Raw genomic sequence first — 21,488 nt, 5'->3', positions numbered from 1 at the left:
ATCTTGATAACAGCGGCTTTATTAGAGTGTAAGCACAAAAAAGCCCACCGAGAGGTGCAATGCTGATCAGTTAAGGATCCATTGACCGATCCTTCTGCTGTAGGACAATCCGGAACCAATCACTGGTTCCGGATTTTTTTATGTCTATTGCAAACGATCTGAACGATGTTGTTGAGGCATCTGGCGACATGCTGGCTCGGCTGGCCATTTTTGCCGACCATATTCCCGACGAATGGATTACTGCCGCTGCCGCCTTGTCTGAAAAGGCCACTATCCGCCGACGCCGCTTACCTTCTGATATGGTCTTGTGGCTCGTCGTGGGGATGGCCTTTTTCCGCAATGAGCCCATCTCCGAGGTCGCTCGGCGCCTCAACATCTGTGCAGAAGGGTTGGCCAATGATGCCTTGCTCGCGGACAGTGCCCTGTCTCAGGCCCGTCAGCGACTCGGCAAACAGCCGCTCGAGTGGCTGTTCAAACAGTGCGCCGATGTGTGGGGGCGGGAACGTTATCCTGAAGACCATTGGCACGGTTTACAGGTCTTTGCCATCGATGGGGCCCTGTTCCGAACCCAGGATATGCCTGAACTCAGAGCACATTTCGGCTCGGGTAACACCTCAACCAACCGGCAGACACCCTACCCGATGCTGCGGTTGGTCACGCTCATGAATGTCCGCTCGCATGTCATTGCCAACGCGGCCATCAGCCCGTACCGCAAAGGGGAAATCCCCCTGGCCAGCGAGTTCATTCACTCATTGCCGGACAAGTCAGTGACCCTGCTGGATAAAGGCTTCTTCGGTGCCGACCTGTTGCTGCGTATTCAGGCCGAAGACACCGACCGTCACTGGCTCATCCCGGAACGCAAGGGGCTGGTATACACGGAACTTGAGCGCTATGGCGACGGTGACCGTCTGTTGCAAATGACGGTCTCGCCTCAGGCTCGCAAGAAAAACCCGGCGTTGCCGACACACTGGCAAGTTCGCGCAGTGACCTATGAGGTGGCAGGCAAGGAGAAAACGGTCTTTACCTCCCTGCCCGTGGCGCGATTCAGTGCAGCTCAGGTGGCGACCCTGTACCACGAGCGCTGGGAAATCGAGCTGGGATACCGGGATATCAAAAGCGCGATGCAGCACAACGCCATCACGCTGAGAAGCAAGAAAGTGGACTTGGTCTATCAGGAGCTGTGGGGATTGCTGCTTGGATACAATCTGGTCAGGCGGGAGGCCAGCCAGGCCGCCGTAGCCCATCAGCGAGCGCCCAATGAGGTGAGCTTTAAGTTTGCCTGTCAGTTCATCGCGAACCAGATGGCAGTGATGGCGGGCGCGTTATCGCCAGCCCATACGCCACGGAGGTTGGCGGAGTTGCGGGGCTGCATAGGCGTCATGTTCATAGAAAAACGCCCCAGGCCATCGAGACCCAGGGCGGTGAAGATATCAAAGACCCGTTTTCCGGTAAATCGCAATGCGGCTCCGCTTAAGTGAACAGCATTGCACCGAGAGGTGGGCTTTTAAATGCTTAATTTGTATATACAATTATGCGAGACGCGTCTTGGAGCTCAGCTTGTAGCGGGAACCCGGCGACAACAATCTGGCATAGGAGACCAGACAGCCGTCTGACCAGGTGCGCCGGTGCAGCAGCAGGCAGGGGGTGTCGACCCTCACTTGCAGCAGTCCGGCTTCACCAGCACTCGGCAACACGGCTTCTACCACGTGCTCCATCTCGGAGAGGGGGCAGATCTCCATCAGATAGCTGTTTGGCGTCTGCTGGGTGAAATCCTGCTCGCCATAGCCGGGCAGTCGCTCGGCATCGACGAAGCGCTCCTCCAGTTGCAGCGGCTCCCCATCGGCCTGATGGACGATGAGGCTGTGAAAGGTGGGCGCCCCGACCCGCAGGCCCAGACGCACCGCCACTTTCTCGTCGGCGGCCTGACGTTGCAGCCGGATCACCCGCGCGCTGTACTCGCTGCCCCGCTCGGCGATCTCGTCTGCAATATTGCGAATCGCCAGGAGCGGCGACTCGGTACGCCTATCGGCCACGAAACTGCCGGATCCGGCGGTGCGCACCAGCCAGCCTTCGGCCACCAGCTCACGCAGCGCCTTGTTCACCGTCATGCGGCTCACAGCAAACTGCTCGCACAGGGCGGCCTCGGTCGGGATCCGGTCGCCCGCCTGATAGTGGCGTTCGCGGATCCCGTCCAGGATGTGCTGCTTTATCTGAAGGTAGAGCGCAGGAGCCACCGGATGGTCCTCAGCGACGACGGTGGGGTGGACGCATGTCCGGCCAGGCGCGATAGACGTCCGGGATCTGGTCAGGGCCGCTGATGCAAAGATCGAGATCGTGCAGCAGGCCATCCTTGATGCCGTAGATCCAGCCGTGCACCGCCAGCTCCTGCCCCTTGCGCCAGGCATTCTGGATGATGGTGGTGTGGCAGACGTTGGCGACCTGCTCGGCCACGTTCAGTTCGCACAGGTAGTCGAAGCGCTCGTGCTCATCCTCGATGGCTTCGAGCTGTTCGCCGTATTTGAAGTAGACGTCCTTGATGTTGCGCAGCCAGTTGTCGATGAGACCCAGCTCCTGGTTCTGCATCGCAGCCTTGACCCCACCGCAGCCATAGTGGCCGCAGACGATGATGTGCTTCACCTTGAGCACCTCCACCGCGTATTGCAGCACCGAGAGGCAGTTGAAGTCGGTGTGCACCACCAGGTTGGCGACGTTGCGGTGGACAAAGACGTCCCCCGGCAAGAGCCCCATCAGCTGGTTGGCGGGAACCCGGCTGTCGGAACAGCCGATCCAGAGGTACTCGGGTGCCTGCTGGGCGGACAGGGTAGCGAAGAAATTGGGATCCTCGGCCTTGATCCGTTCCGCCCACTCGCGGTTGTTGGTAAACAAGTCGTTCAACAGTTTCACTTCTGCTCTCCCTACTGTGGCAGTGGCGGCAACATACCATACACAAGGGTAACCAAGGCAAGGCCGACCAGATCCCCGCAAAACAAAAACAGGGCCATCAGGCCCTGCTTCTTACCGGAGGAGGCCGTCAGGCATCCATGGCATCTTTCAGCTTCTTGAGCGCGTTTTTCTCAAGCTGGCGCACCCGCTCGGCCGAGACGCCGTAAGTATCGGCCAGCTCCTGCAGGGTGGTCTTGCTCTCGTCATCGAGCCAGCGGGCACGGATGATGTGCTGGCTGCGCTCGTCCAGGGTCGCCATGGCCGCACTCAGGCGACGGGTGGCATGGCTGTCCCAGTTGTCGTTCTCGATGTTCGCGGCGAGATCGGAAGATTTGTCTTCCAGATAGTGCACCGGCGCGAAGCCACCCTCGTCTTCATCGTCACCGACCAGGTCGAAGGCCTGATCGTAATTGCTCATGCGCGCTTCCATCTCGGTGACGTCGGCAGCGGATACCCCGAGGTCGGCAGCCACGGCCTGCACTTCTTCGTGGTTCAGCCAGCCCAGACGCTTCTTGGACTTGCGCAGGTTGAAGAACAGCTTGCGCTGGGCCTTGGTGGTCGCCACCTTGACCATGCGCCAGTTGCGCAACACATATTCGTGGATTTCGGCCTTGATCCAGTGCACGGCGAAGGAGACCAGACGCACGCCCACGCTCGGGTCGAAGCGTTTGACGGCTTTCATCAGGCCGATGTTGCCTTCCTGCACCAGATCGGCCTGAGGCAGGCCATAGCCGGAGTAGCTCTTGGCCACGTGAACGACAAAACGCAGGTGCGACATAACGAGCTGGCGTGCAGCTTCGAGATCGCCATCCTGCTGCAGACGCATCGCCAGTTCGCGCTCTTCCTCTGCGCTCAGCACAGGGATCGAGTTGACGGCCTGGATATAGCCTTCCAGACTACCTTGCGGAATCAGAGCCATAGTGCGTTGCAATGAAGTTCCCATGTTCTACCTCTTACTTTTCAATCGAATCAGTCTAACACCCTGAGAAGACGTGTCTACCGACCAGGTATCATTCTGCGTGCTGCATCATACATCACCCCAGCATGAACCCGGCCTATCTTAGGCTGACGGCATGAATCATAAATGAACAGTCAAAAAAAAGGGGTCACAGTAAAGGACCCCTGAAAAGTAGCATGCTAAGTCCATTGTTGCGGAGCTCGCAACCTTCACATGCTTGCCAAGTCAGACGAGCAAGGCATAGGGGCCATACCCGTATTCATTCTGTTGCAGTCAATAGACCATTGATAAATCAAAAGGTTCAGAGGATCCACATATGATCCTCGGCGCAGACACCATTCAGATTACTCTGAGAAAGTGGCCCGTGCCAGAAACGGGCCACTCTTTTACTTGATCCAGTTCGCAAAATCCAGCGCTTTAAAATGCTGATAAATCAATCAGGACGGTTCTATGTCGCGAATGTGCCTGTGCACCGAGAACCAGGAGGCGATCAGCCCCAGCAGGGCGCCCAGCAGTATGAGATTGAAGCCGTCGAACGCCCCCATCCCCACCAGACGGAAGTTGCTGTTGTAGAGCCCCGCCAGCTCCTTCACCACCCCCTCGCTCCAGATCACCATCACCTCGGTCAGCCACCAGGCCAACATGCCGCCGATGACCCCGAACCAGATGCCCGTATAGAGGAAGGGACGGTGGATGAAGGCATCGGTCGCTCCCACCAGCTTGAGCACTTCAATCTCGGAGCGCTGGTTCAGGATATTCAGGCGCAGGGTGTTGCCCACGATCAGCAACACGGCGGAGAGCAGCAACACCGCGATACCTGTAATGGTGTGGCGCAGCAGGTTCATGATCCCCTGCAACCGGGTCAACCACTGCAGATCCAGCTTGCCCTGCTCGATACCGGGCTCGTTCTCCAGCTTGACGAGCAGCTCGGCGGCCCCTTCCGGATTCTGCCACCGAGGATCCGGGATCACGCTCAGCACCGGCGGCAGCGGGTTGCTGTCCAGATAATCCAGGGCATCACCGAAACCGGAGATCTCCCGAAATTCCCTGAGCGCCTCGTCACGGTTCATATAAGTGACGGACTCCACCTCCGGATAGAGCAGGATCCGCTGCTTCATGTCGAGGATGCTCTGCTCCGGCAGATCCTTGCGCAGATAGAGGGAGATCTGGGAGCTGGTCTGCCAGCTCCCCTCTACCACTTCGGCATTCTTCAGCAATACGTGGAAACAGGAAGGCAGCGCCAGACTCACGCCAAGCACCGCCAGGGTCATCAGGGAGGCGAGCGGGTTGCGCCACAGCTCACCCAGGCTGGCAAAGGCCTGACGCACATGATCCACACCATACATCATCAAACGACGCAACGGCGGCTGTTTATGACGAACAATAGCCATCAGCGATCCTCCTCGGACGAATACATGCGACCCGCCTTGAGGGTCAGGGTGCGGTAGCGCATCCGGGCGATCAGCCCCAGATCGTGAGTGGCAATCAGCACGGAGACGCCGAAGCGGTTGAACTCCTCGAACAGGCGCATGATGTCCATGGAAAGCTGGGGATCCAGGTTGCCGGTCGGTTCGTCCGCCAGCAGCAGGGGCGGCTTGTTGACGATGGCGCGGGCGATGCCGACCCGTTGCTGCTCACCACCGGAGAGCATGCGCGGCTGGTAGCGCTCCTTGCCGAGCAGCCCGACCTTGTCCAGCGCCGCCGCCACCCGCTTGTTGATGTCCCCATGGCTGTAGCCATCGATCACCAGGGGCAGGGCGACGTTGTCGAACACGGTACGATCCATCAACAGGCGGTGATCCTGGAAGATCATGCCGATCTGGCGGCGCACGTAGGGGATCTGACTGCGCTGGATGTGGCTGACGTCATCGCCGTGGAAGAAGACGCGGCCGTCGGTCGGTCGTTCCATCACGCTGATGAGCTTGAGGAGGGTACTCTTGCCCGCCCCCGAATGGCCGGTCAGGAAGGCCATCTCCCCCTTGCGCAGGTGAAAACTGACCTTTTGCAGCGCTTGATGACCGCCACTGTAGACCTTGCTGACCTTGTCAAAACGAATCATAACGGTTCCCTGAGATTGACAAACCCCGACCGGGATAAAGCATGGGGCGCTCACTCCCCCGTACCGGCACAACACCTGGATGACAACACCGGTCACAAGCATGCCACATGTCATCCTTGCCTGGATGAGCCATGCCTGCGCCCTCATAGTGACATACCCCGACCGGAGTCGGGGTATGGAACACGTGCTTGTCACGGCCGGGCCGACTCATGTCAGCCGGATTTATTCTTCGCGGCTGAAGAGCGCCTCGATAAAGTCGTTGGCGACGAACGGGCGCAGATCGTCGATCCCCTCGCCCACCCCGATGTAGCGGATCGGGATCTGGAACTTGTCGGCCACCGCGAAGATGACGCCACCCTTGGCGGTCCCGTCCAGCTTGGTGAGGGTGATGCCGGTCAGGCCCACCGCCTCGCTGAACAGCTTGGCCTGGCTCAATGCGTTCTGGCCGGTGCCTGCGTCCAGGGTAAGCATGATCTCGTGGGGCGCCGCATCGTCCAGCTTCTTCATCACCCGCACCACCTTCTTGAGCTCCTCCATCAGGTTGCTCTTGTTCTGCAGGCGGCCAGCGGTATCGGCGATCAGCACGTCAGCCCCGCGGGAGCGGGCAGCCTCGATGGCGTCATAAATGACGGAAGCGGAGTCGGCACCGGTGTGCTGGGCAATCACCGGAATGTTGTTGCGCTGACCCCACACCTGCAGCTGCTCGACGGCGGCAGCACGGAAGGTATCGCCAGCGGCCAGCATCACGCTCTTGCCCTCGGCCTGGAACTGCTTGGCCAGCTTGCCGATGGTGGTGGTCTTGCCGACGCCGTTCACGCCGACCATCAGGATGACGTAAGGCTTCTTGCTGGTGTCGATCACCAGGGGCTGCTCGACCTTGGCCAGCATCTCGCCCATATCCTGTTTGAGCAGACCGTAGAGCGCCTCGGCGTCCTTGAGCTGCTTGCGGTCCGCGTGCTGTACCAGCCCCTCGATGATGCGGGTGGTGGTGTCGACGCCAAGATCGGCGGTCAGCAGCTGGGTCTCCAGCTCTTCGAACAGATCGTCATCGATCTTCTTGCCGCTGAACAGGCCGAAGAAACCGGAACCGATATTCTCCCTGGTACGCACCAGGCTGCGCTTGAGGCGGGCAAAGAAGCCCTCCCGCTGCGGCTTCTCCTGAGTGTCGTCGTCCACCTTGTCGGCCAGCGGCAGAGCGGCCAGAGCGGCGGCCTCAGCCTCCATCGCGGCGACCAGACGCAAATCTTCCGCTCTCTGGGCCTCTTTGGCGACACGGGCTTCCTCGGCAGCCTGAGCTTCGGCGGCAATACGGGCTTCTTCTGCGGCGCGAGCCTCGGCGGCAATACGGGCTTCTTCCGCGGCAAGGGCTTCGGCAGCGATGCGAGCCTCTTCCGCAGCGCGAGCTTCGGCGGCAACACGGGCTTCTTCTGCGGCGCGGGCTTCGGCAGCGATGCGAGCCTCTTCCGCCGCACGGGCTTCAGCAGCAATACGCGCCTCTTCTGCCGCACGGGCTTCAGCAGCAATACGCGCCTCTTCCGCCGCACGGGCTTCGGCGGCAATGCGAACCTCTTCCGCAGCGCGAGCTTCGGCGGCAACACGGACCTCTTCTGCGGCACGAGCCTCGGCGGCAATACGGGCTTCTTCTGCGGCACGGGCTTCGGCAGCGATGCGAGCCTCTTCCGCAGCGCGAGCCTCGGCGGCAAAAATGGCGTCGTCTGCGACCTGAGCTTCGGTGGCGATCAAGGCCTCATTGACGATGACGGGCTCAAGCTCGCCCTCCGGCTCTTCCACAACCAGGGGGCCTTCGTCAGGGCCGCTCAGCGGCGCTTCGGGCTTGGCGGCGGGGGCATCAGCCGGGGCAACATCGGCGACAGGCGCGGGAACAGCGGCGGCCTGCGACTCGACTACCGCCGGGGTAGCGTCGGGCGCCTGCGATGGAACGGCCTCAGCCTCTTCTTTCTTGCGGCCGAAACCCAGCCAGGAAAACAAACCTTTTGCCATCTAAAAATACTCACATCAAAGGCTGACTGCTAAGATAGCCGTCCCTCGGCGGGTCGGCATAAAAATGAACCGCCTTATACTATCACTTTATTTTCTGACGACGAAACGCGATGCCCAGAGTGAAATCCAGCCGTAACAGCCCGAGCAAGAGCCCGGCCCCTCAGGGGCGAGCGGGCGTGGTACGAATCATCAGCGGCCAATGGAAGGGGCGCAAACTCCCCGTCAGGGATGTGGAAGGGCTCAGACCCACCACGGATCGCGTCAAGGAGACCATCTTCAACTGGCTGGCTCCCCACGTGCGCGGTACCCGCTGCCTGGATCTGTTCGCCGGCAGCGGCGGGCTGGGGCTGGAAGCCTTGTCCCGCTATGCCGAACAGGTCACCCTGATCGAGATGGACAGAGGCGCCGCCGACCAGCTCAAGAAGAACCTGACGACCCTGGGCAGCAGCCAGGGGCAGGTGATCCAGGCTGATGCCGTGAGCTGGCTGCAAGGCACGGCTACCCCCTTCGATCTGGTCTTTCTGGACCCACCGTTTCGTCGCGAGCTGCTGCCCCAGGTGTGCGAGCTTCTGGAGCAACGCGGCTGGCTGGCATCCGATGCCCTCATCTATCTGGAGCGGGAAAAAGAGATGGCCGATCTGACGCTGCCCGCCAACTGGAAACTACTCAAGGACAAGCAGGCTGGTCAGGTCTGCTATCAGCTCTATCTGCGGGACACCAAGCATGACGCAGCTGTTTAAAGGGGAGATGGGCACAGTCCCCTTCTCCGTCAATTTGGACAACGGCTCAAGGACAAGCAGGTCGATCACATCAGGCCTGCTATCAACTCTATGTACGGGAGGTAAACGATGAAGCGGGTGTTTAATCTGTTGGCGATGGGGGTGCTGCTGTTCTTCTGGTTCGGTGTGGCACTCGCCCTGCTGGGCACCCTGCCGGGCAAACTGAACGGCTTTCTGCCGGTGTGCGGCGTCATCGTGATATTGATGCACTGGGTACAGGCCAGCATGATCAAGGCGGCATGCAAACCCTACTTCGCGGTCACTCGTCTCGAATTCACCCAGGTGCTGATCTTCGGGGTGTGCGGCATGATGGATATCCGCACCAAGCTGCAGGCCATCATAGACGCCAGGAAGAAGGGAGAGACTCCCCCCAGGGCCGACTAGGCCACCCCCGGCCCGACCAGAAGGAGTGATTCGTCACTCCTTCTGCGTTTTTCCGAGGCTGATTCCCAGCTTGATGGAGAGGGCGGCGAGCAGCAGCAGCATGGCAATGAGGGAGAAGAAGTTGCTGCCAAGCTCGGGGTACTGCACCTTGACCAGGGCAGAATGGCCGAACACGCCGATAAAGAAGCAGAGCAGGATGCAGCTGGGTGTGTTGCCCACCATGGGCTCATGGCGATAGTGCTGATAGAGCTGGCTGGCCGCCAGCAACAGGGCGATGAGGGGGTAGAAGGAGAAGGGGACGACCGACTCCATCAAGGCCGACAGGAAGGCATCGCCACAGATACCGATCAGCAGGGCCAGCACCAGGGGCTTCTTCGGAATCGCGTTCGGTTCATGCATGAGGCTGTCCATCCTTGCGTTATGTGAGAGATTCGTGGCGCTTGCGGTTCTGCACCTCGGCGCCCATGGCGATCATCCGCAACTGGCTGATGGTGCGCTCCGACAGTGCCTTGCACTCTTCCGGAGTCATGTCGAGGGCGTCTGCACCGGCGCTGAAGACGATGGTCACCATGGCCTCGGCCTGGATATAGGCCTCTTCCCGTGGCGCCTGCGTGGTGGCTTCCAGATAATCGGTCAGCTCGGCGATGAAGTGCTGGATCTCCCGGGCCACCGCCTGACGGAATGCAGCCGAGGTGCCGGAGCGCTCGCGCAGCAGCAGCCGGAAGATGTTCGGGTTGTTTTCGACGAATTCCATGAAGGTCTGCACCGAGGTGCTGATGACGCTGCCACCACCGGCAATGCGCTGGCGCGCCTGACGCATCAGTTGGCGCAGGGTCAGCCCTCCCTCGTCCACCAGCGTCAGCCCCAGCTCTTCCATGTCCCGAAAGTGGCGATAGAAGGAGGTCGGCGCTATGCCCGCCTCTCTGGCCACTTCCCGCAGGCTGAGGTTGGAGAAACTGCGGTTGGCGCAGAGTTGACTGAACGCCGCCTCGATCAGCGTACGCCGGGTTTTTTCTTTTTGTTGCGCGCGAATACCCACGAAAACAGTCACCTTGAGATTAGCGAGGCCAGATGATAACCCGAAGGCGGGGCCGGGATCAGGTTTGTCTCCGACTTTTTTACCATTGACCCGCATTCCGGCTCAATGGAGAATAGTGAACAGCTGTTCGCTGAAAGGAGCCGAGTGAAATGGACCGCCCCCCGATCATCATGACCAACACCCTGCTGTTCGCCCTCTCCGGGCTGATGGCACTGATAGCGGTCCCCTGGTATGGACTGAGCCAGGGCTACGACCTCTGGCAGTGGCTCTGCTTCCTGCTGCTGTTCTGCTATTGCGGCATCTCCATCACCGCCGGCTACCACAGGCTCTGGTCCCACAAGGCCTACAAGGCGCACCCGGCCCTGCAATGGATCTTCGCCATCGGAGGCGCGCTCGCCCTGCAAAACTCGGCGCTGCACTGGTCCTCGGATCATCGCCGCCACCACCGCCACGTGGATGACAACCAGAAGGATCCCTACAGTGCGGGTCGCGGCTTCTGGTACTCCCACATCGGCTGGATGCTGCGGGAATACCAGCGCGATACCTACCACGACTACAGCAATGTGCGCGACCTGCAAAACAACCCCGTGGTCGCCTTCCAGCACAGGCACTATCTCGCCCTGGCTCTGGTCACCAACATCGGCATTCCGCTGCTGCTCGGCCTCCTGCACGGGGATTTGCTCGGCATGATGCTGCTGGCCGGGGTGCTGCGCATGGTGATGACCCATCACACCACCTTCTTCATCAACTCCCTGGCCCACATCTGGGGCAGCCAGCCGTTCACGGATCGCAACAGCGCCCGGGACAACGGCATCCTGGCCTTCTTCACCTTTGGCGAGGGCTATCACAACTTCCATCACCTGTTCGAGAACGACTACCGCAACGGCATTCAGTGGTGGCAGTTCGATCCCACCAAGTGGCTGATCCGCACCGCCGCCTGGTGCGGGCTCGCCAAAGACCTGAGATCCTGCCCGGAGGAACGCATCGAGCAGGCCAGGCTGGAGATGCAACTCAAGCGCGCCCAGGCCAGAGTGCACCAGCAGGACGACAGGGAACGCTGGCAGGCACTGCTGCAGGAGGAGTACGACAAGCTGAGCCTGCAGATCCAGCACTACTATGCCAGCCGCAAGTCACTGCTGGAGCAGCGCAAGCGCACAGCCCTCGCACGCTACGACAGGCTCAGGCTGCAACTGGAGTACCGCACATTGCGAGACGGTTTCCTCGTTGCCAAGCGCAACTGGAGTCGTCTGCTGGCGGGCCTCGCCTGATCGCCGAGACATCACGCAAAAGACCGCCAGCAGGCGGTCTTTTTGATTGGGCAAGCAGACGGCGGGCATAAAAAATGGTTCTTCGCGGGATCTTGGGGAAGTGGAAGTTGACAGACAGGGTGCTGGTAAACTGGCTGTCTCCAAACACACCACCACCATCACCCTGCTGTCGCCGTGCATCATATTGATATTGCCTCCTTCTGGCCAGGTTATACCGTCATCGCCCAAGCGCTTTCTGCCAACCATCACACCCTGTTTACCCTTGAGCCTCGCGCCGACCTGTTGCCCCGTTGTCGCCGATGCCTGCAACCCACGCCATTGATCCACGACCAACGTATCCGCCGGGTGCGTGAGCGAGACCTATTTGACCGACAAGTCTGGTTACAACTGCCTGTTCGCCGCGTCGACTGTCTGCGCTGTGGTCGCGTCAGTGAACATATCGACTGGCTCCCCTCTGGCTCCCGCCTCACCCGGCGCATGCAGTGCTGGATTGAAGCGCTCGTTCAGTACCTCCCCATCCGCCATGTCAGCCAGCTCACCGGGGTCGGTTGGCACACCATCAAGGAGATCGACAAGCGCCGTTTGCAGACCAGTGTGGGCACCATCGAACTTGGGGAGGTGCGGCGGCTGGTGATGGATGAGTTTGCCCTGCACAAGGGACACCGCTATGCCACCGTGATCATGGATGCCGAGCGAACCCGCGTCCTGTGGGTGGGGCACGGCAACAGCCGGGCCGCTATCCGTCCCTTCTTCGAGCAGCTCGGCGAGCGATGCCAGCAGATTGAAGCGGTGGCGATGGACATGAACACGGCGTTCGACCTGGAGGTGAAGCAACACTGCCCGCAGGCGGAGGTGGTCTACGACCTGTTCCACGTGGTGGCTCGCTATGGCCGAGAGGTGGTGGACCGGGTGCGAGTGGAGCAGGCGAATGCACTGAAAAGCGATAAACCGGCGCGAAAAGTGGTCAAAAGTGCGCGTTGGTTGCTGCTACGTAATCGGGCGAAGTTGAGTGAAAAACAGGATGTGAAGTTGCAGGAGCTGTTGGCGGCGAATCAACCGCTGGCGATGGTGTACGTGCTGAAAGAGGGGTTGAAGGGCATCTGGTATGCGCCGAGCGTGTGGGAAGGATGGCGACGATGGCGGAGCTGGATGCGGCAGGTGAAGGAAAGCGGGCTAGCGCCGCTGCAACGATTTGGTCGAAATTTATCGAAATATATGCGGGGGATCCTGGCGAGTGCAAACTACCCGATGCACACGAGTGTGCTGGAAGGGGTGAACAACAAGATCAAAGTGATAAAGCGTATGGCATATGGATTTAGGGACTCAGAATACTTTTTTCTGAAAATCAAGGCGGCCTTCCCCGGAAAGCCGCGATGAACCTAAAAAATGGGGCAACATTCGCATGTCACCCCCTCGCAAATAGCATGTTCCATATTGGGCTCCCGCAACCACGGGGGTCTGTCTGGAATCACGGGTTTCCGCTCCCGATCCGCCTCGCCTGCCGGAGCAATCCGGTTGGCCCATTTCCCCTGTTGCCGTCACCCACACGGCAGACCAGCCGCCGTGTTTGTCCTTGCACTCGAGATACTACGCAGTTAAATAAAATAAAAAACCGTTCTACACGCACCTCTATGCAGTCGAGGAGCCTGGATTGTTACGGCGCCCTTAATATAAATCGATTAAAAACAATACGATGCAATCCAGTCCCGTTTTTGGATGGCAAACGTTATCCTCGAAGGCGCACAAGGCTTTGCGAGATCTCGCACAAGGCGGATCCCACTCACAACCAACGATGCAAAGGTAACCAATCGCTCAATTGCGCCAGCAGGCGCCGCCATGCAGAGGGGGACGCCGCCACCGGGTGCACGGCCTGCTGCAACCAGCCATCAATGAGTTGCTGCAACTCGTCGCACAACCTCGGGCTATGGAGGTGCAGCATCAACTCGGTGTTGAGCATCAGGGAGCGGGGATCCAGGTTGAAACTGCCGAGCAGCGCCTCCTCCTTCCCCATCAGGATCAGCTTGGCATGCAGACTGAACGCCTCCGTCGTCAGCTCGAACAGGGTGACCCCCTGACGCTCGAGCCAGGGGCGGTGACGTCGATAGGCGCCATAGACCAGGGGCACGTCCGTGCTGGCCAGGGAGTTGGTCAGGATCTCGATGTCGACCCCCTGCCGTCGCTGCCCCTTGAGCCGGCGACGCAGCCCCCGTGTCAGGATCAGGTAAGGGCTCACCAACCTCAGGGCCCCCTGATTGCTCGCCAGCATGCGTCCCAGCAGGGGCGCCGTGGTCGGCCGGGCGACCAGCCCCTTGCCGGGGCGATCGAACCAGCACTGCCCTCGCCCGGGATGCCAGCAAAGGGGAACGGGGCACTCATCAAACAGAGTGGCCGGCAGATCATAGGCGGCCGCCATGGCGGGGTCGGTCAGGGTCAGCAGGAAATCGTTCAGGGCCCGGGTTTCGGCTGGCAGCAAGGGGCGTCTCAACAGGCGACGGACCGGGTGGCTCCAGCGACTGTGCCAGAACAGCGCGAACCCCTGCTCGGCCTGCTGACAGAGGGGGCCGCGGCAGAGCAGATCCAGGTCGATGAAGTGAGGCGGCATCCCCAGCCCGAAGTAACGATCACCGATGTTGCGCCCGCCGATCACCGCCTGGCTGCCATCCACCAGCAGCAGCTTGTTGTGCATCCGGTGGTTGATGCGGCGAAAGCTCAGCACCCCTTCCAGCAGCAGGGTCAGAGGACGCCAGCCCCGCAGCCAGAAGGGGTTGAACAGGCGCACCTCGATGCCCGGTTCCGCCGCCATCGCCTCCAGAAAGCGGTTTTCCCCGCCGTAGAGATCGTCGATGAGCAGTTGCACCACCACTCCGCGCCGCGCCGCCCGCACCAGCTCCGCCAGCAGCAGCTTGCCGCTGCCGTCCTCTTCCCAGCTGTAATACTGGGCGAGGATCCGGTGGCGGGCCTGGCGGATCAACTGGCATCGGGCCTTGAGGGCTGCACCGGGATCGGCGAGCAAGGCAAACTCGGCGGGGATCAAGGGTCATCTCCCTGTCATCTGGTGGTGGCATAACCCAGACAACCGCCCCGATAGCCCAGTGTCAAGGAGCCGATGATGGAACTGCGCGACCACCCCTCCCTCAGTCAGAGACCTCATGCCAGCCAACCGGATCCCACCCCGGCCAGGCTGTTGATGCCCTGGTACCAGCAGCACCGGGATCTGGGCTGGGAACCCCTTGCGCAGCATCACGAGGATCCCCTCCCCGGCCAGCATTGACAGGCTCAGGGCTGCACCGCCTCGATGGCCTCTGACTTGCCCTCCAGCTGGGGCAGGCTGAAACGGTAGGCCACGTAGTATTTGTAGATGGTGCCAACGTAGTTGATGGGCCCCTGGCCCACGTCGTTGGCCACCAGCTGCTCCACATTGCCGAACCAGACGTTCGGATCCAGCCCCTTGTCGGCCGCCTTGGCCTGCAATGCCTGGACCCGGTTCGGACCCGCATTGTAGGCGGCCAGGGCGAACAGATGGCGATTGAGCCTGTCCATCCCGGGATCATTGAAGTAGGTGTCCAGGATGAGCCGCATGTAGCGACAGGCCGCCTCCACATTGCCCTCCAGACTGGTGAGTCTGGCGCCTCGGATCCCCACCTCCTTGCCGGTACTCGGCAGCAGTTGCATGATGCCGACGGCCCCCCGGTGAGAGCCGACATTGGGATTGAGCCCCGACTCCTTGTAAGCCAGCGCGGCCAGCATCAGCCAGTCCAGCTGATACTTGTCCGCCTGGGCCTCCAGTACCTTGCGAATGGTCGACAGTCGCCCCAGCGGGTCCGGCGCCAGTATGTTGCTCATGCGGTCGCTCTGCGCCAGCAGGCGGCGCAATGTCATGTCACTGTAGAGGGTCCGCTTGCTCGACTCCGAGATGTAGGCGTTCACCGCCTTGAGCAGCTCCGGGCTGTTGTTGCGCAGGGCCCAGGCGCTGCGCCCCTTGTCCCGCAGCGGAATCAGCCTGTGGGCCTTGAGGCCGCCAATCATGTCGAGCCAGATCCGCCCCTTGAAGCTGTCGGTGACCGTCAGCGGGATGATCCCGGCTGACACCATCTCCAGCAGGTCCCCATCCTGCAGGTATTCGGGAACCGTCTCGATGTAGACCGGGGGCAACCCCAGCTCCCGAAACAGCCAGTTGAGCTGGTGCAGGCTCTCGAAATAACTGGAGCTGGCTCGCACCCAGATCCGCCGGCCGGACAGCTGGGTGATGCGATTGAAGGCAGGGAGCTCCCGCTGGCTCACCACCCACTCCTCGATGGGGGTGATCAGCGGCTGGGAGAAGGTCACCTGCTCGCGCCGGGTGGGGGTGACCGTCAGGTTGGCGGCCACCAGATCCCCGCGCCCCTCGGCGAGGTAGTCCAGCAGCTTGTCCTGGCGCACCGGGATATAAATGATCTTGAGCTTGAGCTTCTCCTTGGCCAGGTAGGTCTGGTTCAACCAGCGCTCGAATCCCTGAAGCTGATTGACCAGGATGCCGTACTGGGCTCCCTTGTCGAAAAAGAAAAACCCCCGCTCATAGACCACCAGGGCCCTGAGCTCTTTTTTTTGCAGGATGTGTTCGAGATCACCGGCCTGGGGCAGCAACTGCGGCTTGAGATCCGCCGCCAGCAGAGGGAGAGAGCAGAGAGCCAGCAGGGCCCAGATCCATCGCCGCATCATGATTTAACCACCTCGCTGTGGGCCGGTGCGCACCGTCGGGTCTGTCAGAGAAGGCGCCTGCGCCAAGTCATGGGGCGTCGCGGGATCTTCTGCCGATCGGCACATGCCGGACGGAAAACGGATCGTCCGTGGGATAACTCACTATACAACGCAAAGGGAGGGAAAAAGCGAGGGGCAGAGCAAGACGGCAGGCAAGCCTGCCGTGTCATCACGATCTCAGAGGGAGCGGGCGCGCATCTCGAAGATCAGCTTCTCGGCGGTGCAGGTGAATTGCAGGCGGGCCTTCAGGATCACGCCATCCGGGCCCCGGCTCAGCTCGCTGCTGCTTTTGGCTTCGGCAGTGACCTGCTTGGCCAGCGCCTCGTAAGCTGCAAATTTCTCGCGGGCGTCGGCTTCTGCAGCGGCCTCGATCACCAGCTCCATAACGTCGTCACCTTCGCCGATGATGGTGCCAATTTCGGCGAAACAGCCGCAACTGTCACAGGTCTCGTTCAGTTCCACTTTCTCGTCTACAGACATACGTTCACTCCTACTTATTCCGGATATTGTCATCGTCGCGCAAGGCGTTGCGAAAATCCCTGATGGCAGTGCCCAGATCCTCACCGGCGCCAGCCAGGCGTTTGCTGCCAAACACCACGACGACGACCACGAGCAGGATCAGCAGATGCCAGATATGAATGCCACCCAGTCCCATAGGGAGACTCCTGACTGTTAGATACCTGGAGGTTGTATCAAAAGAAAGCGTATCGATTGTTGGGCAAAATCAAGGCAGGTGCAAGTTGGCGAAAAAATCGCGCAAAAACGGCGACGAGGCGCAAAAAAATACGGCGACCATGGGCCGCCGTATGAGTCGGTGCTACTTGTCCCCTCAACCGCTACATCCTGTACCAGCCGCCACCAGGGCGAGAGACCCGTCGAGCATAGGATCGCCAAGATATGAAAACAAATGGTATATATTCATCTAGGAATTGAAGAGGATTCATATCATGTTGCTGGAACAGCTTGCACGCATAGACCTTAATTTGTTGATAATCCTGCAAGTCTTGCTGGAAGAGCGCAACGGCAGCCGGGCTGCACGCCGTTTGCACCTGAGCCAGTCCGCCGTCAGCAAGGCCCTCGGGCGGTTGCGGGAGACCTTTGACGATCCCCTGTTCGTGCGCTCGGCCTACGGGATGGATCCCACTCCCCGCGCCCTGGATCTCCAGCAGCAACTGCAGCCCATACTGCTCTCCCTGGACAACCTGATCCAGCCGCCGGACTTCGATCCCGCCAGCACGGAGCGGGAGTTCGTCATCGCCAGCATGGACAGCGCCTTCACCCTGTTTGCCCCCCTCTACCTGAGCGAACTGAAGCGTCAGGCCCCCGGCATCCGCCTGCGCTACGAGGAGTGGACCGAGCACAGCCTGACCGAGATGAGCCAGGGCCAGGTGGATATCGCCTTCACGGTGCGGGAGAACTGCATCAATTCGGATTTTCGCCTCGACACCCTGCCCAACGCCATCTGCCAGCGGTTGCTCACCATCGACGATCTCACCTGCCTGGTGCAACGGGATCACCCTGCCTTGCAGGAGCCCGAGTGGGATCTCGCCCGCTACCTCGCCTACCCCCATGTGCAGACCTACTGCGAGGGGCGGGATCGCTGGATGCTGGATCACAAGCTGGCGGAGCAGGATCTCTATCGCCGGATCGAGGCGACCGTGCCCTCCTTCGAGGCGGCCCTGCGCATGGGCATGCACTCGGACATGATAGTGACCCTCTCCAGGCTCTATGCCCGCCACGCCACCCAGGTCTATCCCCTGGTGCCGCTGCCGCTGCCCATCGCCCTGGACAGCATCTCCCACCTGCTCATCTGGCATCAGCGCCACGAGGAGGATCCGGGCCATCGCTGGCTGCGGGAGACCCTGCTCACCCTCATCATGGGCAAGCTGGAAACCTCGGCGGATGGCCCGGCCGCTGCCGCCTGACGCGCAAAAAAAGCGGGGCTCAAGAAGCCCCGTTTCACATTGACGTCAGCATTCGCCCCGTCAGTTCTGACCCGTCACCGCCAGATAGTGGTGTACCCCGTCCAGCAGCATCTGCACCGAGATCATCACCAGCAGCATGCCCATCAGCCGCTCCACCGCGGTGAGTCCTCGCTCACCCAGCAGCTTGTTGAACAGCTCGTAGAACATCAGTATCACGGCGCTGGCCCCCCAGGCCATCAGCAGGGCCAATGACCAGTCCACCATCCGGGTCGGCTCCTGGTTGGCCAGAAGCAGCAGGGAAGCCAGGATGGAGGGGCCCGCAATCATGGGGATGGCCATGGGCACCAGGAAGGGCTCCTCCCCCGCCGCCAGCCCGGTCACGCCACCGGGGCTCGGGAAGATCATCTTGATGGCGATGAGGAAGAGGATGATGCCCCCCGCGATGCTGACCGCCTCCTGACGCAGGTTGAGGAAGCTCAGGATCTGCTGACCGGCGAACAGGAAGCCCATCATGATCACCAGTGAAAACAACAGCTCCCGCAGCATTACCTTGCGTCGACGCTTGGGGTCGACATGGCGCAGGATGGAGAGGAAGACCGGCAGGTTGCCCAGCGGATCCATGATCAGAAACAGCATGACGGCAGCGGAGAATGTGTCCATAGAGCGCCCGGGCAGAACCTTTCAACAAGAGGGGAAGGAGGGCGAAATATAACAAAGGTGGCGGGATTCGGCGAGCGCCCCACCGCGCTCGCCGCTGGCGATCATCCGTGGTTGCAGATCTTGTCGGCGCGGGTCTGGAACCCTGACTCCGAGTCGATGAACTTGCCGCGCCTGGCCAGGAAGTCGATCAGGGCGTCAGCATCCATCTCGCTGGCGCTGCAGGTGTGGAACCGGGCCTCGGCACCGAAGCGCGAGGCGATCGCCGCCCTGAGGCTGGCCCGGGTAAACGGACTCTCCTGCTCCAGCATCATCTCCATCACTTCGTGACCGTGTATCGATTGGGACATCTCGAACCTCTTTAATCATCATGTCAGATGACAATTAAAGCCCGAAGCCCGGAGAGGGTTCTTGATATAGGCCAACAAAACGCCTTTTTTAACGCCAGCGGGCTGGTCGTGAGCGCCGCTTTGTCGATAATGTGGCAACCTGACGGGGGGATGGCTACACTGTCGCCCCTTTTTGCCACCGCAGACAGAAAATAAGGACATTGGCGTCATGCTGTTCCATGGATTGGTCTTCAAACCCTGGCGGATCTGGACCCGTCGCCCGCTCTGGTTGAAGACTCTGCTCGGCATGCTGACCGGGATAGGTCTGGGGCTCTGCTTCAGCGAGCAGGCCCTGCTGCTCAAGCCCATCGGCGTCCTGTTCGTCAACACCATCCAGATGCTGATGGTGCCCCTCATCTTCTGTTCCGTCCTGGCAGGCCTCACCGCCCTGCTCAAGGGCAAGCGGCTCGACCGCATCGCCGGCAAGGCCATCGGCTTCTATCTCTGCTCCACCGCCGTCGCCATCTGTATCGGCCTGATGATGGGCTGGCTGCTGGAACCGGGCATGGGCGCCAACATGGGTCCTTATGAACGGGGCGCCATGGCGCAGCAACCTACCCTGGCCAGCGTGCTGAGCCACCTGGTGCCGCGCAACCCGGTGCAGGCCATGGGCGATGGCAAGATATTGCAGGTGATCGTGTTCGCCGTGGCCCTCGCTCTCGCCCTCAACGCCACCGGACGACGTGGCCGCCCCGCCATCCTGTTCTTTACCTCCCTGGCGGAGGGAATGTTCAAGCTGACCCAGATGGTGATGGCCCTGGCCCCCTATGGCGTCTGCGCCCTGATGGCCTGGATGACCGGCAAGTACGGCGTCAGCCTGCTGTTGCCGCTGCTCAAGGTGATCGGCGCCGTCTACCTCGGCTGCCTGCTCCACGTGCTCGGCGTCTACAGCAGCCTGCTGCTCCTGATGGCGCGCCTCAACCCGTTGCACTACTTCAAGAGCATCGTCGATGCCCAGGCGGTGGCCTTCACCAGCAGTTCAAGCAGCAGCACCCTGCCCATTAGCCTGGCCTGCGCCGAACGCAGGCTCGGGGTCTCCCCCGCCATCACCGCCAAGGTGCTGCCCATCGGCGCCACCATCAACATGGATGGCACCGCCCTCTATCAGGGAGTCACCGCCCTGTTCGTGGCCCAGGCCTTCGGGGTGGATCTGCATCTGGTGGACTACCTGACCCTCATCAGCATCGTCACGCTGGCCAGCATCGGCACGGCGGGCACACCCGGTACCGGGCTGATGCTGCTGACCCTGACCCTCACTGCCGTGGGACTGCCGCTGGAAGGGGTGGCGCTCATCGCCGGCATAGACCGGATCCTCGACATGGCGCGCACCACGGTCAACGTCTCCGGCGACATCCTGGTCTCCGTGCTCATCGCCCGCAGCGAGAAGGAGCTGGATCTCGCCACCTACCACGATGCCCATGCGGGGGATGACATCGACTTCACCCTGCGCTGAGGGCGCGAGGGGCGCTCAATGATCCTGGGGATCGTGATGGCAGCGCCAGCAGATATCGAAGTTGGCGCCGTTCTCCTCCCCGCACTGGCCGCACAGCCAGCCGTTGCCCTGGCGCTGCTGGTAGCGCTCGATGATCCGGCCCGCCCGCTGACGATCCCGCTCGTTCACCATCAGGGTCACTTGCAGCAGATCCACCGGCAGCTCCCCGAGCGCGCCGGAGAGTCCTTCGCCGCTGAGGCGCACCCTGACTCCCTCTACCTCCAAGGCCCCTTTCAGGGCATGCGCCTCCAGGGAGTGAGAGGCGCGATACAAGTTAATCCACTGATCCATACGTTGTCCTCGAAACCCTTGCCAGTGCCGTCATCACCAGCACTACCATCATTCCAGGGCGAGCATCTTCCGGGAGTGAGATGCCCGATACAGATTCATCCCCTGATCCATACGTTGTCCTCGAAACCCTTGCCAGTGCCGTCATCACCAGCACTACCATCATTCCAGGGCGAGCATCTTCCGGGAGTGAGATGCCCGATACAGATTCATCCACTGATCCATACGTTGTCCTCGAAACCCTTGCCAGTGCCGTCATCACCAGCACTACCATCATTCCAGGGCGAGCATCTTCCGGGAGTGAGATGCCCGATACAGATTCATCCACTGATCCATACGTTGTCCTCGAAACCCTTGCCAGTGCCGTCATCACCAGCACTACCATCATTCCAGGGCGAGCATCTTCCGGGAGCGAGATGCCCGATACAGATTCATCCACCGCTCCATACGTTGTCCTCGAAACCCTTGCCAGTGCCGTCATCACCAGCACTACCATCATTATTTCAGGGCGAGCATCTTCCGGGAGCGAGATGCCCGATACAGATTCATCCACCGCTCCATACGTTGTC

At 60.9% G+C, this 21,488-nt stretch carries 24 protein-coding genes; 8 read left to right on the top strand and 16 right to left on the bottom strand.

The genetic code is table 11. The features are described 5' to 3' along the window. Positions 1-140 precede the first annotated feature (140 nt). The gene (locus C2U30_RS16190; RefSeq protein WP_041205253.1) at positions 141-1,478 is read left to right on the top strand and encodes an IS4-like element ISAeme15 family transposase; all 1,338 of its coding nucleotides are present in this window, start codon (positions 141-143) and stop codon (positions 1,476-1,478) included. Positions 1,479-1,529: 51 nt separating this feature from the next. Here the strand turns inward: C2U30_RS16190 and hutC are convergent, their stop codons facing one another. The 6 genes from hutC to ftsY form a co-directional block, all read right to left on the bottom strand. After that, positions 1,530-2,234: a histidine utilization repressor gene (hutC, locus tag C2U30_RS16185; protein WP_041212197.1), complete on the bottom strand. Its 705-nt coding sequence runs from the start codon at positions 2,232-2,234 to the stop codon at positions 1,530-1,532. 10 nt (positions 2,235-2,244) lie between these two features. Next, a complete protein-coding gene (can, locus tag C2U30_RS16180) occupies positions 2,245-2,904 on the bottom strand; it encodes a carbonate dehydratase (protein WP_010672606.1) in 660 nt (219 codons plus the stop codon). A gap of 127 nt (positions 2,905-3,031) precedes the next feature. Then, a complete protein-coding gene (gene rpoH / locus C2U30_RS16175) occupies positions 3,032-3,886 on the bottom strand; it encodes an RNA polymerase sigma factor RpoH (RefSeq protein ID WP_029313526.1) in 855 nt (284 codons plus the stop codon). Between the two features lie 452 nt (positions 3,887-4,338). Beyond that, on the bottom strand, positions 4,339-5,292 hold the full coding sequence (gene ftsX / locus C2U30_RS16170; protein ID WP_069785479.1) for a permease-like cell division protein FtsX: 954 nt from the start codon (positions 5,290-5,292) through the stop codon (positions 4,339-4,341). Further along, positions 5,292-5,960: a cell division ATP-binding protein FtsE gene (gene ftsE / locus C2U30_RS16165; protein ID WP_103244103.1), complete on the bottom strand. Its 669-nt coding sequence runs from the start codon at positions 5,958-5,960 to the stop codon at positions 5,292-5,294. Before ftsE ends, ftsX begins: the two co-directional genes overlap by 1 nt. Before the next feature lie 222 nt (positions 5,961-6,182). After that, positions 6,183-7,961, bottom strand: coding sequence for a signal recognition particle-docking protein FtsY (gene ftsY / locus C2U30_RS16160; protein ID WP_103244102.1), 1,779 nt, complete (start codon positions 7,959-7,961; stop codon positions 6,183-6,185). Between the two features lie 110 nt (positions 7,962-8,071). Between ftsY and rsmD the strand changes: the two genes are divergently transcribed. Beyond that, positions 8,072-8,701, top strand: a complete 630-nt coding sequence (gene rsmD, locus C2U30_RS16155; protein ID WP_103244101.1) for a 16S rRNA (guanine(966)-N(2))-methyltransferase RsmD — start codon at positions 8,072-8,074, stop codon at positions 8,699-8,701. 108 nt (positions 8,702-8,809) lie between these two features. After that, positions 8,810-9,124: a DUF1145 domain-containing protein gene (locus tag C2U30_RS16150; protein WP_103244100.1), complete on the top strand. Its 315-nt coding sequence runs from the start codon at positions 8,810-8,812 to the stop codon at positions 9,122-9,124. A 33-nt stretch (positions 9,125-9,157) separates the two neighbouring features. On the opposite strand, the gene C2U30_RS16145 is transcribed toward C2U30_RS16150, so the two are convergent. Together C2U30_RS16145 and fabR are read right to left on the bottom strand one after the other, a co-directional pair. Continuing rightward, the gene (locus C2U30_RS16145; protein ID WP_041212194.1) at positions 9,158-9,523 is read right to left on the bottom strand and encodes a YijD family membrane protein; all 366 of its coding nucleotides are present in this window, start codon (positions 9,521-9,523) and stop codon (positions 9,158-9,160) included. A gap of 19 nt (positions 9,524-9,542) precedes the next feature. After that, complete coding sequence (fabR, locus tag C2U30_RS16140; protein WP_010672598.1) at positions 9,543-10,163, bottom strand: HTH-type transcriptional repressor FabR; 621 nt, start codon at positions 10,161-10,163, stop codon at positions 9,543-9,545. 149 nt (positions 10,164-10,312) lie between these two features. On the opposite strand from fabR, the gene C2U30_RS16135 reads away from it, so the two are divergent. Further along, on the top strand, positions 10,313-11,431 hold the full coding sequence (locus C2U30_RS16135) for a fatty acid desaturase (RefSeq protein ID WP_103244099.1): 1,119 nt from the start codon (positions 10,313-10,315) through the stop codon (positions 11,429-11,431). Positions 11,432-11,605: 174 nt separating this feature from the next. Beyond that, the gene (locus C2U30_RS16130) at positions 11,606-12,808 is read left to right on the top strand and encodes an ISL3-like element ISAeme19 family transposase (RefSeq protein ID WP_076611394.1); all 1,203 of its coding nucleotides are present in this window, start codon (positions 11,606-11,608) and stop codon (positions 12,806-12,808) included. A gap of 403 nt (positions 12,809-13,211) precedes the next feature. Here the strand turns inward: C2U30_RS16130 and C2U30_RS16125 are convergent, their stop codons facing one another. Next, a complete protein-coding gene (locus C2U30_RS16125; RefSeq protein ID WP_103244098.1) occupies positions 13,212-14,465 on the bottom strand; it encodes a phospholipase D-like domain-containing protein in 1,254 nt (417 codons plus the stop codon). 72 nt (positions 14,466-14,537) lie between these two features. On the opposite strand from C2U30_RS16125, the gene C2U30_RS22805 reads away from it, so the two are divergent. Next, complete coding sequence (locus C2U30_RS22805; protein WP_158656233.1) at positions 14,538-14,702, top strand: hypothetical protein; 165 nt, start codon at positions 14,538-14,540, stop codon at positions 14,700-14,702. 5 nt (positions 14,703-14,707) lie between these two features. Here C2U30_RS22805 and C2U30_RS16120 read toward each other — a convergent pair whose 3' ends face one another. From C2U30_RS16120 to tatA, 3 genes are all read right to left on the bottom strand, one after another. Continuing rightward, positions 14,708-16,129: a lytic transglycosylase F gene (locus C2U30_RS16120; RefSeq protein ID WP_103244097.1), complete on the bottom strand. Its 1,422-nt coding sequence runs from the start codon at positions 16,127-16,129 to the stop codon at positions 14,708-14,710. A 216-nt stretch (positions 16,130-16,345) separates the two neighbouring features. Further along, the gene (locus C2U30_RS16115) at positions 16,346-16,648 is read right to left on the bottom strand and encodes a YfcZ/YiiS family protein (protein ID WP_010672593.1); all 303 of its coding nucleotides are present in this window, start codon (positions 16,646-16,648) and stop codon (positions 16,346-16,348) included. A 10-nt stretch (positions 16,649-16,658) separates the two neighbouring features. Continuing rightward, positions 16,659-16,823 (bottom strand): twin-arginine translocase TatA/TatE family subunit, encoded by a 165-nt coding sequence (tatA, locus tag C2U30_RS16110; protein WP_010672592.1) that lies wholly within the window; start codon positions 16,821-16,823, stop codon positions 16,659-16,661. A gap of 292 nt (positions 16,824-17,115) precedes the next feature. Here tatA and C2U30_RS16105 point away from each other — a divergent pair, with 292 nt between their 5' ends. Beyond that, on the top strand, positions 17,116-18,093 hold the full coding sequence (locus C2U30_RS16105) for a LysR substrate-binding domain-containing protein (RefSeq protein WP_103244096.1): 978 nt from the start codon (positions 17,116-17,118) through the stop codon (positions 18,091-18,093). Between the two features lie 60 nt (positions 18,094-18,153). Here C2U30_RS16105 and C2U30_RS16100 read toward each other — a convergent pair whose 3' ends face one another. Together C2U30_RS16100 and C2U30_RS16095 are read right to left on the bottom strand one after the other, a co-directional pair. After that, positions 18,154-18,753 carry a YhgN family NAAT transporter gene (locus C2U30_RS16100; protein ID WP_010672590.1) on the bottom strand — a complete coding sequence of 200 codons (600 nt, stop codon included), beginning with the start codon at positions 18,751-18,753 and terminating at the stop codon, positions 18,154-18,156. Positions 18,754-18,854: 101 nt separating this feature from the next. Then, positions 18,855-19,100 carry a YecH family metal-binding protein gene (locus tag C2U30_RS16095; RefSeq protein WP_039040405.1) on the bottom strand — a complete coding sequence of 82 codons (246 nt, stop codon included), beginning with the start codon at positions 19,098-19,100 and terminating at the stop codon, positions 18,855-18,857. A gap of 208 nt (positions 19,101-19,308) precedes the next feature. Here C2U30_RS16095 and C2U30_RS16090 point away from each other — a divergent pair, with 208 nt between their 5' ends. Continuing rightward, positions 19,309-20,592, top strand: a complete 1,284-nt coding sequence (locus tag C2U30_RS16090; RefSeq protein WP_039040404.1) for a dicarboxylate/amino acid:cation symporter — start codon at positions 19,309-19,311, stop codon at positions 20,590-20,592. 15 nt (positions 20,593-20,607) lie between these two features. On the opposite strand, the gene C2U30_RS16085 is transcribed toward C2U30_RS16090, so the two are convergent. Both C2U30_RS16085 and C2U30_RS22665 read right to left on the bottom strand, forming a co-directional pair. Beyond that, complete coding sequence (locus C2U30_RS16085) at positions 20,608-20,922, bottom strand: putative signal transducing protein (RefSeq protein WP_010672587.1); 315 nt, start codon at positions 20,920-20,922, stop codon at positions 20,608-20,610. Beyond that, complete coding sequence (locus C2U30_RS22665; protein WP_158654919.1) at positions 20,906-21,472, bottom strand: hypothetical protein; 567 nt, start codon at positions 21,470-21,472, stop codon at positions 20,906-20,908. Before C2U30_RS22665 ends, C2U30_RS16085 begins: the two co-directional genes overlap by 17 nt. Between the last annotated feature and the right edge of the window lie 16 nt (positions 21,473-21,488).

Origin of the sequence: Aeromonas sp. ASNIH5, assembly GCF_002902865.1 — a bacterium.
Lineage (GTDB): Bacteria > Pseudomonadota > Gammaproteobacteria > Enterobacterales > Aeromonadaceae > Aeromonas > Aeromonas caviae.
Note: the sequence above shows the minus strand (reverse complement) of the source record. Positions and strands in the feature narration are given on the sequence as shown.